This window comes from Paenibacillus tabacirhizosphaerae (assembly GCF_040812395.1).
GTDB lineage: Bacteria > Bacillota > Bacilli > Paenibacillales > NBRC-103111 > Paenibacillus_E.
On record NZ_JBFNXH010000009.1, the window covers coordinates 59342 to 74582 of the forward strand.

The window sequence follows — 15241 nt, forward strand, 5'->3', positions numbered from 1 at the left end:
CTCTAACCTCCAAACATTATGGCATATGAAACCATTTTAACATTACTGAATTAGCTGGCGTAACTACTTCAATGCTTCCTCCAGCATTGTTACCTAGTCCAGGAGCAGGACGAGTGATAAAAGGTGAATTGTGATTAATAGTACCACTAATTACATAGTCCACTTGATTAAAGTCCACCCCATAACGTTCAGCATACCCTGGATTAAGCGGACTTTCAGGTGCCCAGAATTGTGCATCATTTGTGTTAGAGCGTCCAAAAGTACCTGCCCTATATAAATCACCACCGTCATTAATGGATTGCCTAACTACTGCTGCTTCCTTTGAAGATGCTTGTACTGCCGCTCCATAAGGTGTACTAATTGATTTTGTACCTGCTCCTCCAGCTGGTGCAGCTTCAATAGGGAACATAAATGCAACTTGTCCATTCATAAATGTCATATTATCATCATAGACACGACCAAGAGTACTAACTAATTGTGCTTTTGCCCAAGCTGCATTTCCACTATCACTGCCAGTAGCTAGGTTAAACAAATACTTAAACTGATTATTATCATTGCTTTTTGCTCCTGGTATAGCACCTAGTGCTTCCGAACCAAGACGTGACCTTACTTGCCAATACACGTCCGAGTTACTTCCGTAACTACGAGCATTGTCAATGTTAGTTGCTACAATATCCCCCCTCATCATATGACCACTAGGGTCAACATGAGTTAAGGGATTATTACTCACATACGTATAAAGATTCAAACTCAGCGGATTATCAATCTGCCCCTCATACGTATCTTCATTAATAAACCGACCTACACTCGGATCATACCATCTAGCTCGTAAATACTGAAGTCCAGTCGTATTATCGTAATACTCCCCACTGTAACGGAATGGCTGGGCCACTGTCTCCTGCGAAGTAACTGGATTCCCCCACAAATCATAACTGTAGGTATTCAGCGTATTTCCAGAAGCATCCGTTATTCCAACTACATCTCCATGTCCATTATGCTGATAATACACTTTGTTGCCGTTTGCTTCCACACGAGCGACCAGCCCGTTACCCCGAATGTACCGCGCTTTTAAAGCAGCTGTGCCATTCGCTAAAACCACGCCCTCGGCAACCATATTAGCGCCATTGTAATAGTAACGTATGGTTTGTCCATTCTCGGTTCGTTCGTACAGCAATCCATCTCCGTTGTATCTATACGAGACAACATTTCCACCATCCATGGTTACTTTCGTCAGGCGATTCCGATCGTCATACTCATAATTAGCACTTGCGTTATTCATGTTGGTTATATTGCGTAGCAGCGTCTCGCGATTATCTCGTTGATCATACGTGTAATTCTCATCGAACTGGCTTGACGTTCTTATGCGGTTGAGCTTGTCATAAGTAAATGAATAAGCAGCGCCGTTTTCCGTTTTGCTCGTTTGATTGCTGTTATTGTCATAGCCATAATTAAATACGTTTAAGCTGATACCGTTACTTTTCTTTTGTGTTAAATTGGAAAGGTTGAACCCATCATAATGATACTCACTCGTTACCCCGTTCTTCGATGTAATTGTATCCATAAGGCCATTTTTTTTATACGTGTAGCTTGCATCCCAGTTATTCTGAGCCACGCCGACACCACTCAAACGGTTGAGCTTATCGTATCCGTATACGGTTGTAAAGGAAAATGGATCTGTCGAATTGCTTAAGTTCCCCAAGATATCATATTGATACTGCATAGTACGGCTATCCGGGTAAGTGATTTTGTTTAACAACCCTGTGGAGGCTTCATACTCATACGATGTAGTTCCCGTATTGTCTTTCAAGCTTAGCCGTTTACCCGCGACATCATAGGTATAAGCAATGGTTTCATTAACAGAAATACTTCTTAACAAAAAGTCTCGTTGGGGGTCGTATTCAAAGGTAATTGCCTGGCCTTTGCGATCGACCTGTTTACTTACATTCCCATTGCTATCGTAGTAATATTTGTCAACGAGTCCGGAAGGATCCGTCCTTTTTATCATCTTACCGGCTTCATCATACTGCCTCTGTAATTTACTAGTGTCAGCGTACTGCGTTTCTATTAAGTTCCCACCTAAACTATACGTGTAACGCGTAGTCTTGTTTAGCGGATCCGTTACCGCAATTAAACGCCCAAGGACGTCAAATTGATTCGTTGTTAGATTATTATTTCCATCCGTCACAGTAAGTGGATGACTGACATAATCGTATGTAAAGCTGCCGAGTAAAATGTCCCCTGTCGGTTTTAACTGCTCTTTTTTCATAAGTTGTCCAACAAGATCATACGTTTCTCGAATTTGGTTAGATTCTGCATCGGTTGTAACCTTTGTGCGATTGATATCATCATAAGCAATCCTATTTACTGACTGCTCTGGGGACGAGACTTGGGTGATCCGGTTCCACGCATCGTAGAGGTTGTCTGTTCGACGACCTAGCGCATTCTCACTCCATGTCTGCCGTCCATACGCATCATAACCATAGGTTGCAAAATTCAAGCCTGTGGTTTCCTTGACCTTCTGACCAAGTGCATTAAACTCTTGTATCGTTTGAAGTCCTGTTACATCCGTAGTCGTCACTTTATTATTCAAGTCGTCATAAGCGATCGTTGTGGCATGTAGATCAGGCAGCGTTTCCTTCGTTACACGACCGAGTGCATCATACTCATAGAGGATCCCTCTACCTTTCCCATCGATAAGCCTAGTGATTGCTGCCGTTTGTTTGTTATACTCCGCTTGTTTGGTTAGGGTTGTGAAGACGCCATCTACATTGGTTACATTGGTGGACTGTTTGGTTACAAAACTCCCCCCATACAGCGGACTGTACTCTTGTGAGATGATAATGTTCCGATTCGTATCCTTAATTGTAATGGCGGTTGCATTTCCATATTGATCATAGCCATAATTTACTTGCTGTTTTAAAGCGCCTGCAGTTGAGTTTTCCTTAACTGTAAATTGAGTAACACTGCCTTGTGTGTTTCGTACCAACTCCGTGTAACTGCTTTTACCAGCGTCAACGGCCTGAATGGAGGTTAATTGTAAATGTGTGGCAGGGTCATAACCATGCGTTGTCGTGATGTTTAACGGATTGGTCTCTGTCAATACATTTTGATAATCGTCATACGTTCGCTTCATTGTAACCGGTTGTGAAGTCGCCGTCCCCGTTGAGAACGTTGTTGTGACTTCAATAGGCACGGGCAGTTTTCTATTGGTATCAAAGGTTTGCTTCGTCACTCGTTTGTCTGTGCCAGCTTGTTGTGAGATTTCTGTATTGTAAATGACATCTGGTGTGTTTTCGTCGATATATTGTTTGTTGTACGTATAGGTTGTTTGTTTTAACCTATCGTCGACTGTGGTTGTAAAGTCGAAAGATGACTTTTTATTCTCTCCGCCGTCACCCGCATAGCTGTAATCCACATGGTTACTTTTCTGAACAGATCCCCCTGTGTACGTAACAATATCTTCCCTTGAGCTCACCCGGTATACATTTTCTTTCGCACTTAACCCAAGATTGCGCGTGAAAGCGGAATAGGTGTACTCTGTGCGAGCTTTTGTAGGGTGATACACTTGTTTCAAAAGTGCTGAATAGTTGTCCAACATGCGCCCGTAGCCAACTATATCAAATGGCGCGCTCGCTATGTCGTAAACGTAAGAGGTGTCTCGGCCAGCGGGATCTGTTACTTGACTTAACAATTCTTTATTGCCCATTGGATCTTTAATTTTGGTGTATTTGACAGTGCGGCTGCCTTGTGTAAGCGTCACATCTGTGGTCGTATATGCAATGTTAATTTCGTTTTGAATAGCGTCCTTCACCTTGGTTAATACCACACCGTATGGAGAAACATTCGCATATTCGAATTGTATCGTGTTGTTATATGCATCTGATATCTGCAGCAATCTGCCGTCATAAGAGAAATATTGCTTTTGTCCATTTAAGGATTGAAGCGCATAATAAGAAGAGGTATTGTTCACCGAAACTGTAGAATCATACACGAGCGTAAGATCTTTCCACGGATACCCTTTTAAATTCAGCCCATCCAGTTCATACGTTGCGCCGCCAAAAAGAGTGATATATCTTTTATTGTTATCTTTAGTTTCAATAAAGGGAATATCCCAGCTCCAGCCTTTTCCTATCGGGAATCTGTTTTCCTGAACTTCCTTGCTTTTAACTTTGTTCGCATATGCACTCCAATATCTAGAGCAGTTACCGTAGTAATCCGTCTCTAGACAAATCGGTTTTCTGCTACCCGGAAACTCTAAAACTTCCCCAGTAGTAAATGCTTTGGCAATGAAAGGAACTCCCCTGAAGACAATATCTTCGTTAATAAAAATTGGAGCACTATTCGGATCGTCAGGATTTACTTTAGGCCATGCGCTTTCAAGAATATGACGATTTTCATTATTAAAATCTTGAATCGGTGAGTATCTTGTTGGGTACCCCCAATAACCATATTCCCCATAATATTGTACAAAGGAAGCATACATCCAATCATAATAATAGGGTTGAAAGTAAAAATCCGATGCGCCTCCACCCTGTGTTACCCGTTCTCCATAGTACTTAAAATAAAGTCTGGCTGCTAGTTTGGGGTAATATTCGACCTTATAAACAAGATCATTAAATACATCTTTATCATAATAGATGGCATCGGAACTGTTGTAGCGGCGATTCAAGGAAAAGGAAAGCCCGTTTCTACCAGGGAGTGCCATATCTACATTTTCTAGAGATAGAGACCCACTGGTTAATGATACATTCTCATGTCCTCCGACCGAATAGGGGGCCTCGTTTACTTTCGTATTTAGCCGTTTAACCGCAAAATCATCATACGTAGTTGGAAAATCGTTAGTTGGCGTTGCGGACAACGATTGCATCCCTCTTAATTTTCCATATACACTCCCATACACACTACTGGTTACATTCGAATGAAGGATCTGATTGTAGTCAAATTTATCAGAAACAATCTTCGTCACACCTGTATTTTCTACAAGCTTGCTTTGGCCATAAACATTTGTAGTAACACTTCTCATATTGTCAGGCACTGTTAACGTTTCTTCGGTCTTTTTTTCTGTAAATCGATCCGCAGAATAGTTTCTCTGTTGCAAGCTTTTTGCGACTTCTGGATTAATTTGGATCAGTAACGTGTCTAATTCTTCTTTCGAATTCATTTTTAAGGCATTGTATAAATCGGTTAGGGAATAACCCTTGTTTAATTCATTTAGCAGGATGCTTTCGGCCAAATTAAATGTTTGGCTGAGCCATTCTATGGTCAGAATATTCCCTTGAGATTCTACAGATTTATCTTGCTTCATGGACACAGTACTTTCCGCTAGTGCTGTCGTCGGCATAACAATTTGTAACGATAAGGCAATTAATAATAGCAAGTTTAGTATTTTTTTCACACTTCTTCTCCTTCGTTTAGTTATTTATTTTGGAATTATGTAGATTTTCTCTTGACTGTATTACCATTCGCATCGTATTCATAATCAATTTTTTGTCCAGATGGTAGAGATACTGATTCTAATCGACCATTTTTATCATAATCATATTCAATATTAAAATCAGGATTATACGTCAGCTTTCCATCCATATACAACTTCAATAATGAGAGACTATAGACAATTTCTCCACCCCAATAGGTGTACCAAGAATTGTTATTATATGGATCCCCCCATGTCCCTGCGACCAAAGACGTCGAGTGATCAGGATCAACAAATGTACGGTTCAAGTAATCCATACAACGTTCAATCAAACGATTTGTCAGGACTGGATCTGCCCCAGCCATTCGAGCATAAACTGCCGAACGGAGAATTAATGCTGCCATATGAGGTTCATCGTAATTGCCTGAAGGGACACCCGATTCTGGGAAATTAGACAGAACGGGCATCGACGCATCCGGCCAATAGTGGTCAATCATTTTTAAAAAATCAGTTGTTAATCTTCTAGCGGTCCTATTTGTTGGTTCTGAATACCATGTTCGGGAAACAGATTCTAACGCGCGATACTGAAAACCTCCCCAATTGGTATTTGGATCAGGTCCGTTCCAAGTAAATGTATCGTGTTCTCCGAAATCTACAGAATCATATCTTTCCCATAGATATACAGGTGCGAAAGGGCCCTTAACACCTGTTTGCTTTTCGTAGGCACGAGAAGCATCCTCCATAAAATGCATAACGGTTTTAGTTCCCTCGGGCTTACCTAGCAGATTCCATATATACGGAGCCTGATAACCGGAATATGGCATTCCTCTCCAGTCGTTGATAACGCCATTTTGATAAGATATGGAGAATGGGGCTACATAGGGTGTATACGGAAGTTGTCGCACAGGTAACGGGCGAACGCGGTCTATTGTAAGTTGATGAGACTGTTGTTCATTATCCGCTATAGTAAATACATCCATCATTTCCCCTGTAGGAATTGTTTTTAATTTGCCTAAGTAAGAAATATCCAGTTCGCTATTAAATTGAGTTGCAACAAACCCATAGTTTGTTACAGGATGCTCCCTATCTGGGACAGTATTCGCTGAAACACTTTGAGTCTGATAATCATTAAGTTTTAAGTTACTCCAATTCATCTCGACTAGTTGGAAACTGGTTGTATCCGGAAGAGGCGCAGTCCAATAGATACCGTTACCATCAACTACGAGTAAGGAGATTCCTTTCCCTCGATATTTAATAGGCAAGATAGAAGATGGCATACCTTCCTTAAATGTCAAAAAATACTGGGCATAATCATACTTTGTAAAAGTGATATGTTTAACAGTGATTCCTTCGTCTTCTATATTTCCAACTTGCACATTGCTTGAAGGACCTTTTATTACGTACCCCTCTTGGCTATCTGGACGATATTGCGGCCCCCATTTGACTTCATTTGCATTAACAAATTGACTTTGCTGTACATCGAATGTCTGTATTCCTGAGCCATTCAGCTTCAAGGTTGCTTCCCATCTTCCTTTCTGGCTGTCAGGAACAGGATTGATCACAGCTCGTACTGTGGAAGGTACGTTAGACCCTACCTTTACCTCGACATGTTTATCTGGCGTCCATGTTTCACCAATATTCCCATTCCCGATTTCGACAAATTGGTAATCCGTATTCGGAGGAACATTCATAACGATCTGTCCGAGTCCATTTCTATTTGCTGTAGTTTTGTTTGGCCTAGGATCATAAATGTAGGTTCCTCCCAAACTCGTAGCATTGGTTGAGCTCGTATCAACCCTTAAATAATCGTTGCTAATCTCCACTTTGTGAGTTTTCTCAATCATTTTGCCAGTCGCTTCTTTGGCCTTAAGCCACTTGGCATTATTCGTATGTTTATAAAGCAAATCAAAACAATCGTAGGCCCAATATAAAGAATCAATGGCAGCCCCGGCTTCGCCCGGCTTGACTTTTCTCCATACAGGGTAAGCATCCATCGGTTCATTGTGATCAATTTGAGGGCCAGTTAAATCCGAATACACAACAATCAAGTTGCCTGTGACTGGTTCATCCAATGTAATGATCGCCCGAGTATCATTAATATCCTTATTGGACACTGAATATTTAGTTCCAATTACGGATGCATCCGGGCTTTCCCAAGAAAGTTTGCTATCCGTCGATCTCACCGACCAAATTCTGTTAATATTTTTGTTAATGATTCCGACTCCATTAGAGAAAGAAACAACTTCGTTTAGATGGAATTGCTCACTAGGCACTGCCTGTTCTTTCGCGTTAACTAACCAATATGGAATCCAGATAAAATTATCGTTTTCGACATCGCTCGGAAGCGTCATTCCTTTATAGAAGATGGATTCCAGTGGAGAAGCTAGCAATAAAGCCTTATTCAGCCACTCACTTTGTCCAGTTGCCTCGTAAGCTTTTAAATAGCCGCGCAATGCGAGAAACTGACTTTCAGAGGTACCTGCATATGGTGGAAAATATCCACCGCGTCCCAGCTCAGTATGGAAATGTGCAGCCGTAACGCCAGCTGAGTTCGTTATGTTTGGAAGCTCATCTCGAGTATATGTACTTAACCAAGTGCTATAGTTGGACAACCATTTATTAATTTTTCCGGAATTATCCTGGAACCCGCCTCCACGCCAATAAATCTTGGCTTGCGAACCAGAATTCCCACTAATTTTGAAATAGTAATTGCCTGTTGGGCTCGGAAAAAGATGAATTAAACTTTTATTTGAAGATACCACAGGAACAGTACTGTTCGTCTCAGTGTACACAGCGGTGCTTGTAATTCCTGAAAATGACAAATAGTACTCAGCAAGTTTAGAATTATTCAACTTATACCAAATAACCCCAGAACTCGGCATAACAAAATTAACAGATGCACCCTCAAGTGCAATCGCTGACTCAGAAGAGGATCCGTCATTGGTAATTTCATTTTCTGCTGAAGCGGTTGGTATAGAAATAACTAATGTGAAAATGAATACAAGACCTTGAATAAGTATCTTTCTGCTCACTTTTCGTAAACTTTCTAAGTTCATTCCAATTACTCACTCCCATGTTTGTTTTCAAATCTAAACTTGTAAATCCTACCTAGAATTTCAGTTTCATGATAGATACCTCCAATTTTTATAATTAAAGTTATATATAGATCATCCAATAAATTATAGTATCTATTCTCAATATTTACCTTGCGTGTTTTTGTTGTATGAAGTCGAATACATTAAAGAAATGATTAATTATGTAAGAAAAAAGGACCTTCTCTCAGATCTGCTCAGATCCTAAGAGAAAGTCCTACTCTATTAACAGCCCCTATCTTAGAAGGGACTTCATTCTTCCAATTACCAGCTCAATGAACTGGAAAAACTACATCTAAACGAGATATTACACCCACTCGATTCGAAGTAACTGGAATTCCTCCGGCTAATTTCGCTAATTCCTTCAGAAATCTCCGGGAGCTGCTGGGTTAACTGGAGCTTTTCCATGTAAATGTACATTTTGGGCAGTTAGGGACAAATTAGCTGTAGATTTTCCATCTAACTCATGATCGAACGCCTACCCTAACCAATTCTTCACTTTCGCCGAGAAATTCTGAAGCATTTCTTCCGAAGCGAATTGACCGCTGAAATCCTCGATGCCGAGGTAGCCGTCGTAGCCAACTGTTTTCAAGGTGCCGAGCAGTTGCTTCCAGTTCACGATGCCTTCATCCAGCGGCGCCCAGTCGTTCGTCCATAGCGCAACGCCGTCCTGGCGCTCATCTGCCTTCACCCATTTCGCATTCTTCACATGAACATGTGCCAAATGCGGTCCAAGCAGCTCAAGTCCCATGCGGAAATTCTCGAAACCTTCGTGCACCATGTTGCCTGCATCATGCAGAACGCCAACATATTCCGGGTTCAAGCCGGACACTAACCGATGGGCTAAGCTTGCGCTTGGTGCAATGGTTTGGTGATGGATTTCCACGAGCCCTTTGATGCCGTATTGCTGCGACAGTTCCTGCACCTGGTGAAGGTAGTTGATCGCTTCCACATACAAATCATTGTAATTTCTGCTTGCATCGTAAGTAGGAACGCCCACACGAATGAAGCCTGCGCCTACTTTCTTCGCAACCTGCATGACGCGTTCCGTGCCCGCAACATCGCCAGAAGTCAAGTAAGGCGTCACGCTCAGGTTCACTAAATTGTGGTCCATCGCCACACGTTTGAAACGTTCAAGCTCTTCATCCGATGCCGACGGATCTATGGAACACAGGTTGTTCCTCCAGAAGGATGGCTTCTCATTGGCTGCGTCTGCAGGAATTTCTTTATAACGCCATTCAATACCGTCGATTCCAGCGGCTTGCGCTGCCTTTGCCAAACCTTCAGGTGTCAAGTCTGGTGTGGATACTGTGAATACAGATAGTTTCAAAGTGGATCCTCCTTCGTCGTTTATCTCCTCTTTATTTTGCCGTATAATAAACACATATTCATTGCATGAATTGGGCAAAAGTTTGCTTATATTGACTCGACAACGAGGAGTAATCCACTTATGCAGGAACTCTACCAGAATTTACACGAAGCCATTAATTTCAGGCACGCCGTGACCAACGATCCCGGTCCTCTAGATTTTCATCAGCATCATGATTTATATGAAATTTATTTTTTCCTAACAGGCGATGTTCATTATTTCATAGAAAAACAAGTTTATCCGCTGCAATATGGCGATCTCTTGATCATGCACAGCAATGAGCTGCACAGGCCGAATTTCCAGTCTAAACAGCAGCGATACGAAAATATTGTCATTCATTTTAACCCGAAATTGATGGAAGCATTCAGCTCCCCGCAGTTCAATCTGCTCGATTGCTTCGACAACCGTGTGCGCGGCGAGCAAAACCGGATGCGACTTTCGCCGCAGCAAATCGACGACATCATGAAGCTCTATGAGCGCATGGATGTCCATAGCCGTCCCCAAGCTAGGGCCGGTGCTGAAGTGCTGTACGTTTCCGCCTTCACGGAGCTGCTCGTCTTCATCAACCGTGTCTTCCAAAGCCAGGGCAAGCAAGAGGAACTATCCATGATTCCAGACAAACTATCTTCGCTTCTTACTTACATTGACGAAAATTTGGATCAAGACCTGTCGCTGGAAGTGTTGGAGCACGTTGTTTTCATGAACCGTTCCTACCTATGCCGCTTGTTCAAAAAGCACACAGGCAGTACGATCCACGAGCACATTCTGTTCAAGCGGATCGCCAAAGCGAAGCTGCTGCTGCGCGAGGGCTGCACAGTAACGGATGCGTGCCAGCAAGCCGGGTTTAACGATTACTCCAATTTCATCCGTACCTTCAAGAAAGCCGTCGGCCTTCCGCCCCGGCAGTACCAAGCGCTGCAAAGAAGGGCGTAGGCCAGCCTGCGCCTCACCACTTCATCTGGCGCTCTCTGATTTTTGCGGCCAATTCGTCCATCCAACCCGCTACATCCAGATTGTGAACCGCACCCACATACTCGTCCCAGATCAAGTTGAAATCGTCCTTCGAGGCGGCGACCACCATCTGCGGCGGGTATTTTTTATTAAGATCATTTAATTTATGATCAAATACCTTCGCTTGATCCGACAGTTCGATGCTCCAAGCCGGGAAATATTTGCGCCGTAGGTTCGGAGGGCTGAACAAATCTTCATAAGTACGCGCTCCGTAAGCCTTCAGCAGCTCCTTATCCGACTGCGAATACCCGGCTTCCTTCTCTTCCGGCTGATATTGCGGATCATAGCTGTTCCCATCCGGAAGCGTACCCGTATAGCCCGGCCAATAGTACATAATATCGCCGTTCGAGCGAATCCGATTTTCTTTTTCTCCGAAGAAGGCCCTCTGCGCTTCGGTCCGATAGAATCGTCCTTGCTCATTGATCTTGTAATCCTTGTCTTTGATGCCCCAATAGCGCAGCAACTGCGTCTCATCCCTTGCCATAAAATCGGCCAATTCGATGGCCCGAACCGGGTCTTTGCAATTAATCGAGATACCGAAACCGAAGCCGTAGTTCATGGTCGACGGTTCCAAATATTCCGCTGGCATGCCTTCATCGAAGGTTAACTGCAGCGGCGCATACATGTCTTCAAATTTGCCCATCTGCTTCAGCACCAGCTGCGATTCCTGGAACTGCCAAGAGTGATCGAACATGCCGAGCACGCGCCCGCTGGACAGCTTATCCAAGTACTGGTCATAATTCATCACGAAGGCTTCCTTATCGATCAGCCCCTTGTTGAACATCTCGTTCAGCTTCCCATAGTAACGCTTCGAAATGTCCTCTTCCGTCTGGTAAAACTTCAACTTACCTGTATCCGGATTGACCATAGCTCGTGAATCGTTCGGGCCCCCGGCCAAAAACTGCATGGCTGTGGTCAGTGTAAAATTGCGTGAATCGTACGTCAGTATTTCAAAAGGGATCGTTTCCTTGCCATCCGGCTGCTTCGGATGGCGGCGGTAGTACCCTTCCAGAACATCCACATACTGGTCAAAGGTCGTAATCTTCGGATATCCGGCTTCCTTCAGCACCTTTTTCTGTACCCAGAATGCCGCATTGATCCATTTGGGCGATTCCCCAGTCGGCACAGCAAAAGGCAATGCATAGATATGCCCATCTGCCGCTTTTATGCGCTCCCAGTAGGGAGCGTACATTTTTTTGAGCGTAGGGGCGTGCTTTTCAATAAGATCTTCCAGCGGAATCATGGCTTTCGCATCGATGAGCAGGAACATTTTGTCGCCGCCAAAAATGAGATCCGGATAATTCCCGCCAGCAATCATGACGCCGAGCTTTTGCTCAACCTCCCCGACGACGCGTTCATAATGAACCCTGATTCCCGTTTTTTCCGCAATAACATCACCGATTTCCGTATGATCCGGCACATTATCACCGGGCGAATTAAGAAAATACGTAAAGTTGATGGGCTCCTTCTTACTGACCGACGACGAATGTAACGAAGCGTCACAAGCGGTCAACAGGAATATAAAGGATAATGAAATAGCAGCGAGTGATAAACCCAAGCGTTGTTTCACCATTGATCGCCTCAGCCTATTCGTCTTACGTTCGCCCGGTATTGAGACGGCGTGGAGCCGGTCGCCTTCTTGAACTGCTGCACGAAATAGTCGCAGTCGCTGTAGCCCACTTCCAGCGCGATTTCAAACACCTTTTTGGCTGTGGCCTGGAGCAGCCTCTGCGCTTCCTCTACCCGCGTTTGGTGGACGAAATCATTGAAGTAAACGCCTGTCTTTTTCTTAAACAATTGGCCTAAGTAAATCGGATGCATGTATAGTCGGCTGGCAATTTCTTTGATCGTAAGGTGCTCGCTGTATTTCTCCCGGATATAAGCGATGACCTCATCCACGGATCCGTTCACCGTGCTTGCCGCAGGCTGCGCCAGAGTGACGGAAGCTTCTCGATCCAACCGCAGCTTCGCTCTCGTTAGCGCTTCTACCAACTGGTCTTCATCCAGCGGCTTCAGCAAATAGTCGATCGCGCCGTAGCGAAGCGCCACTTTCACATATTCGAATTCACTAAAGCCCGATATGAATATAAATTGGCAATCAATGCGGCCGGATACCTCCATCATCAGCTCCAAGCCACTCAGAACCGGCATGCGCACATCGGTAATAACGAGATCGGGCTTCTCCTGCTCAATGAATGCCAGCGCCTCCCGCCCATTCTCCACATCGCCGCACAGGTCAAAGCCGTGCTCGTTCCAAGGGATGATTCGTTTCAACCCCTCGCGCATCTTCCTCTCATCCTCAACTAGCAATGTTCTATACATGCACATGCCTCCCATCGGTTTTTGACGCCGCAGTCTGCTCTTCTCGGGAACCTTTTGGAATTCGCACTTGAACGCTCGTTCCTTTACCCGGTTCCGATGTAAATGTGATGCCGAAAGCGTGATCAAAGCTTAACTTCAACCGGTTATGTATATTTCGCAGCCCAACATGGTCGCCTCTGTTCAGTTCGTCGCTCCTGAGCGAATCGAGAAGCGCCTCCAATTTCTCCTCGCTCATGCCGACCCCATTGTCGTGCACTTCGAACAGGATGTTAGCATCCGAGACATACCCCTTAATGAGGATGGCGCCTGCTTTCTCCAAGCCTTCAATCCCATGAATGCATGCGTTTTCAACAATTGGCAGCAAACTCATTTTCGGCACATACACACCAAGAACTTCCTCATCAACTTCGATTTCATACGAGAGCCTATGTTCAAAGCGGAACTTCTGAATTTCCAGAAAATCGAGGATGAATTCCATTTCCTCGCGGATCGGAATCCAGTCATTGCCCCACGTCAGCGAACGGCGAAAGCTGCGGGCAAGCCTTTTGATGACAGCTGCGGTTTCAGGCTCATTTTTCACCAGGCTGTTCATCCTTATGGTTTCCAGCGTATTGAAAAGAAAGTGCGGATTAATCTGGCTTTGCAGCGCATTCAGCTGCGCCTGCCTGCGATCCAGCTCAGCCACATAAACATCCCGGATCAGCTCGCTGATCTGAATCGTCATCCGGTTGAACTCTTCGGTCAACTGGCCGATTTCATCATTTGCCTGCTCAACTTGAAGCGGATTAAAATGCTGCTTTTTCACCAGCTTCATCTGCTTCCACAAGAGAACAATCCGGGCATTGAGCGAGCGGGACAGAATCATAATAATGAGGCTCGGCACGAGCAGATTCGCGCAGGTGAGATACACGAAAAAACGCCATGATTTTGTCATCACACCGAACAGCTGGCTCTTCGGATAGATGCCGACCATCTGCCAGCCTTTTAAATAATTCACGTTATCAAAATGGCTGCTCAGCACCAGACTCTGACTGTCATCCACTTGTTCGCTAAGCGGCACATGGCTTTGATCCGAACCGTACACAACGGTACCTTCCTCATCGATTAAGAAAACCTTGCCTTGAAAGGCGCTGTCCTCCAATGTTTCCTGTATGAACTGCGGAAGAATATCAATCTTCAGAAGCTTCGTATACGTTTCGCTTTTCCTGAAAAAATCCAGCTTTCGAATAACGCTCAAATAGGGTTGACCCGACTTGTTCGCAGCCATCATCCCCGAATTTCCGGCGCTACCGGCTTTGTTCGTATACAGATGCAGCTCGCCAAGGGTCGGGCTCATCTGGAGGCGCCGGTACCACTCCTCCTGCTCCGTCTGCCTGTCGATAAAACGCAGGACGCCGGAGGAGATAAGCGTCTCGTTATCCGTATACAGGTAAGCGTTATAGAACTGCTTGTTAATCGGCACAAATTGGCTGACCGAGCTGTTCAAGATGTCGTTATAGGCAATCAGCATGTCATTCGTGCTCGAATACCGCTTATCCAGCGCATCGCTGAGCACACTGTCCGTGTACAGCACCGAGGAAATGCCAATGATGCCGTCGATGACCTTTCGGAAATTGTCTTTGTTCGTTTCCAAAGCATGCTGGAGATCTGAAGTTTTTTGAGACTTCACATTGTCCGCTGTAATCGCGTAAAACGTGACATTCGTGATGATAACGGGGAAAAAGACAGCGACAACATACAGAAACAGCAGCTTATTCCGGAGCCGCAGGTTGTTCCAACGCAAAATAAATGATCGTACGTTCAAAGTGACCTCCTACAGCTTGATGCGAAAACAGCATCTAGAGAAATACCGATTGAATCCGCTTTCATTCAATCGGTAACATGTTAAATTAATCAATTCATGATGCTAATTATTAACTTAAAACAACACTAATTTTAGCATGTTTCCGTTATATTTCACATGCGACTTGCTAACTATTTGTAAAATTCTCTATTTCGCCAAAAACTCCCTTGACTTTTCCGTATCCGTTCATT

The 15241-nt window shown here is 44.2% G+C and carries 7 protein-coding genes; 1 reads left to right on the top strand and 6 read right to left on the bottom strand.

Going from position 1 to position 15241, the window contains the following annotated elements; genetic code table 11:
* Positions 1–16: 16 nt before the first annotated feature.
* The 3 genes from ABRS97_RS16810 to ABRS97_RS16820 form a co-directional block, all read right to left on the bottom strand.
* Entirely contained in the window at positions 17–5395 is a 5379-nt protein-coding gene (locus ABRS97_RS16810) for an RHS repeat-associated core domain-containing protein (RefSeq protein ID WP_367815772.1), read from the bottom strand.
* Positions 5396–5430: 35 nt separating this feature from the next.
* Positions 5431–8469, bottom strand: coding sequence for an RHS repeat domain-containing protein (locus ABRS97_RS16815; protein WP_367815774.1), 3039 nt, complete (start codon positions 8467–8469; stop codon positions 5431–5433).
* 514 nt (positions 8470–8983) lie between these two features.
* Positions 8984–9835 (bottom strand): sugar phosphate isomerase/epimerase family protein, encoded by an 852-nt coding sequence (locus tag ABRS97_RS16820; protein ID WP_367815776.1) that lies wholly within the window; start codon positions 9833–9835, stop codon positions 8984–8986.
* A gap of 120 nt (positions 9836–9955) precedes the next feature.
* Between ABRS97_RS16820 and ABRS97_RS16825 the strand changes: the two genes are divergently transcribed.
* Entirely contained in the window at positions 9956–10807 is an 852-nt protein-coding gene (locus ABRS97_RS16825) for a helix-turn-helix domain-containing protein (protein ID WP_367815778.1), read from the top strand.
* A gap of 13 nt (positions 10808–10820) precedes the next feature.
* Here the strand turns inward: ABRS97_RS16825 and ABRS97_RS16830 are convergent, their stop codons facing one another.
* Genes ABRS97_RS16830 through ABRS97_RS16840 form a run of 3 tightly spaced genes read right to left on the bottom strand, consistent with a single transcriptional unit; the run spans position 10821 to position 15011 of the window.
* Entirely contained in the window at positions 10821–12458 is a 1638-nt protein-coding gene (locus ABRS97_RS16830; protein WP_367815779.1) for an extracellular solute-binding protein, read from the bottom strand.
* 8 nt (positions 12459–12466) lie between these two features.
* The gene (locus ABRS97_RS16835; protein ID WP_367815781.1) at positions 12467–13207 is read right to left on the bottom strand and encodes a response regulator transcription factor; all 741 of its coding nucleotides are present in this window, start codon (positions 13205–13207) and stop codon (positions 12467–12469) included.
* A complete protein-coding gene (locus ABRS97_RS16840) occupies positions 13200–15011 on the bottom strand; it encodes a cache domain-containing sensor histidine kinase (protein WP_367815782.1) in 1812 nt (603 codons plus the stop codon). Before ABRS97_RS16840 ends, ABRS97_RS16835 begins: the two co-directional genes overlap by 8 nt.
* Between the last annotated feature and the right edge of the window lie 230 nt (positions 15012–15241).

What these genes read in the sequence shown, in the direction of transcription:
- ABRS97_RS16815 (WP_367815774.1), bottom strand. Translation starts at nt 8,469, where the DNA reads ATGAACTTAGAAAGTTTACGAAAAGTGAGCAGAAAGATACTTATTCAA.
- ABRS97_RS16835 (WP_367815781.1), bottom strand. Translation starts at nt 13,207, where the DNA reads ATGTATAGAACATTGCTAGTTGAGGATGAGAGGAAGATGCGCGAGGGG.
- ABRS97_RS16830 (WP_367815779.1), bottom strand. Translation starts at nt 12,458, where the DNA reads ATGGTGAAACAACGCTTGGGTTTATCACTCGCTGCTATTTCATTATCC.
- ABRS97_RS16825 (WP_367815778.1), top strand. Translation starts at nt 9,956, where the DNA reads ATGCAGGAACTCTACCAGAATTTACACGAAGCCATTAATTTCAGGCAC.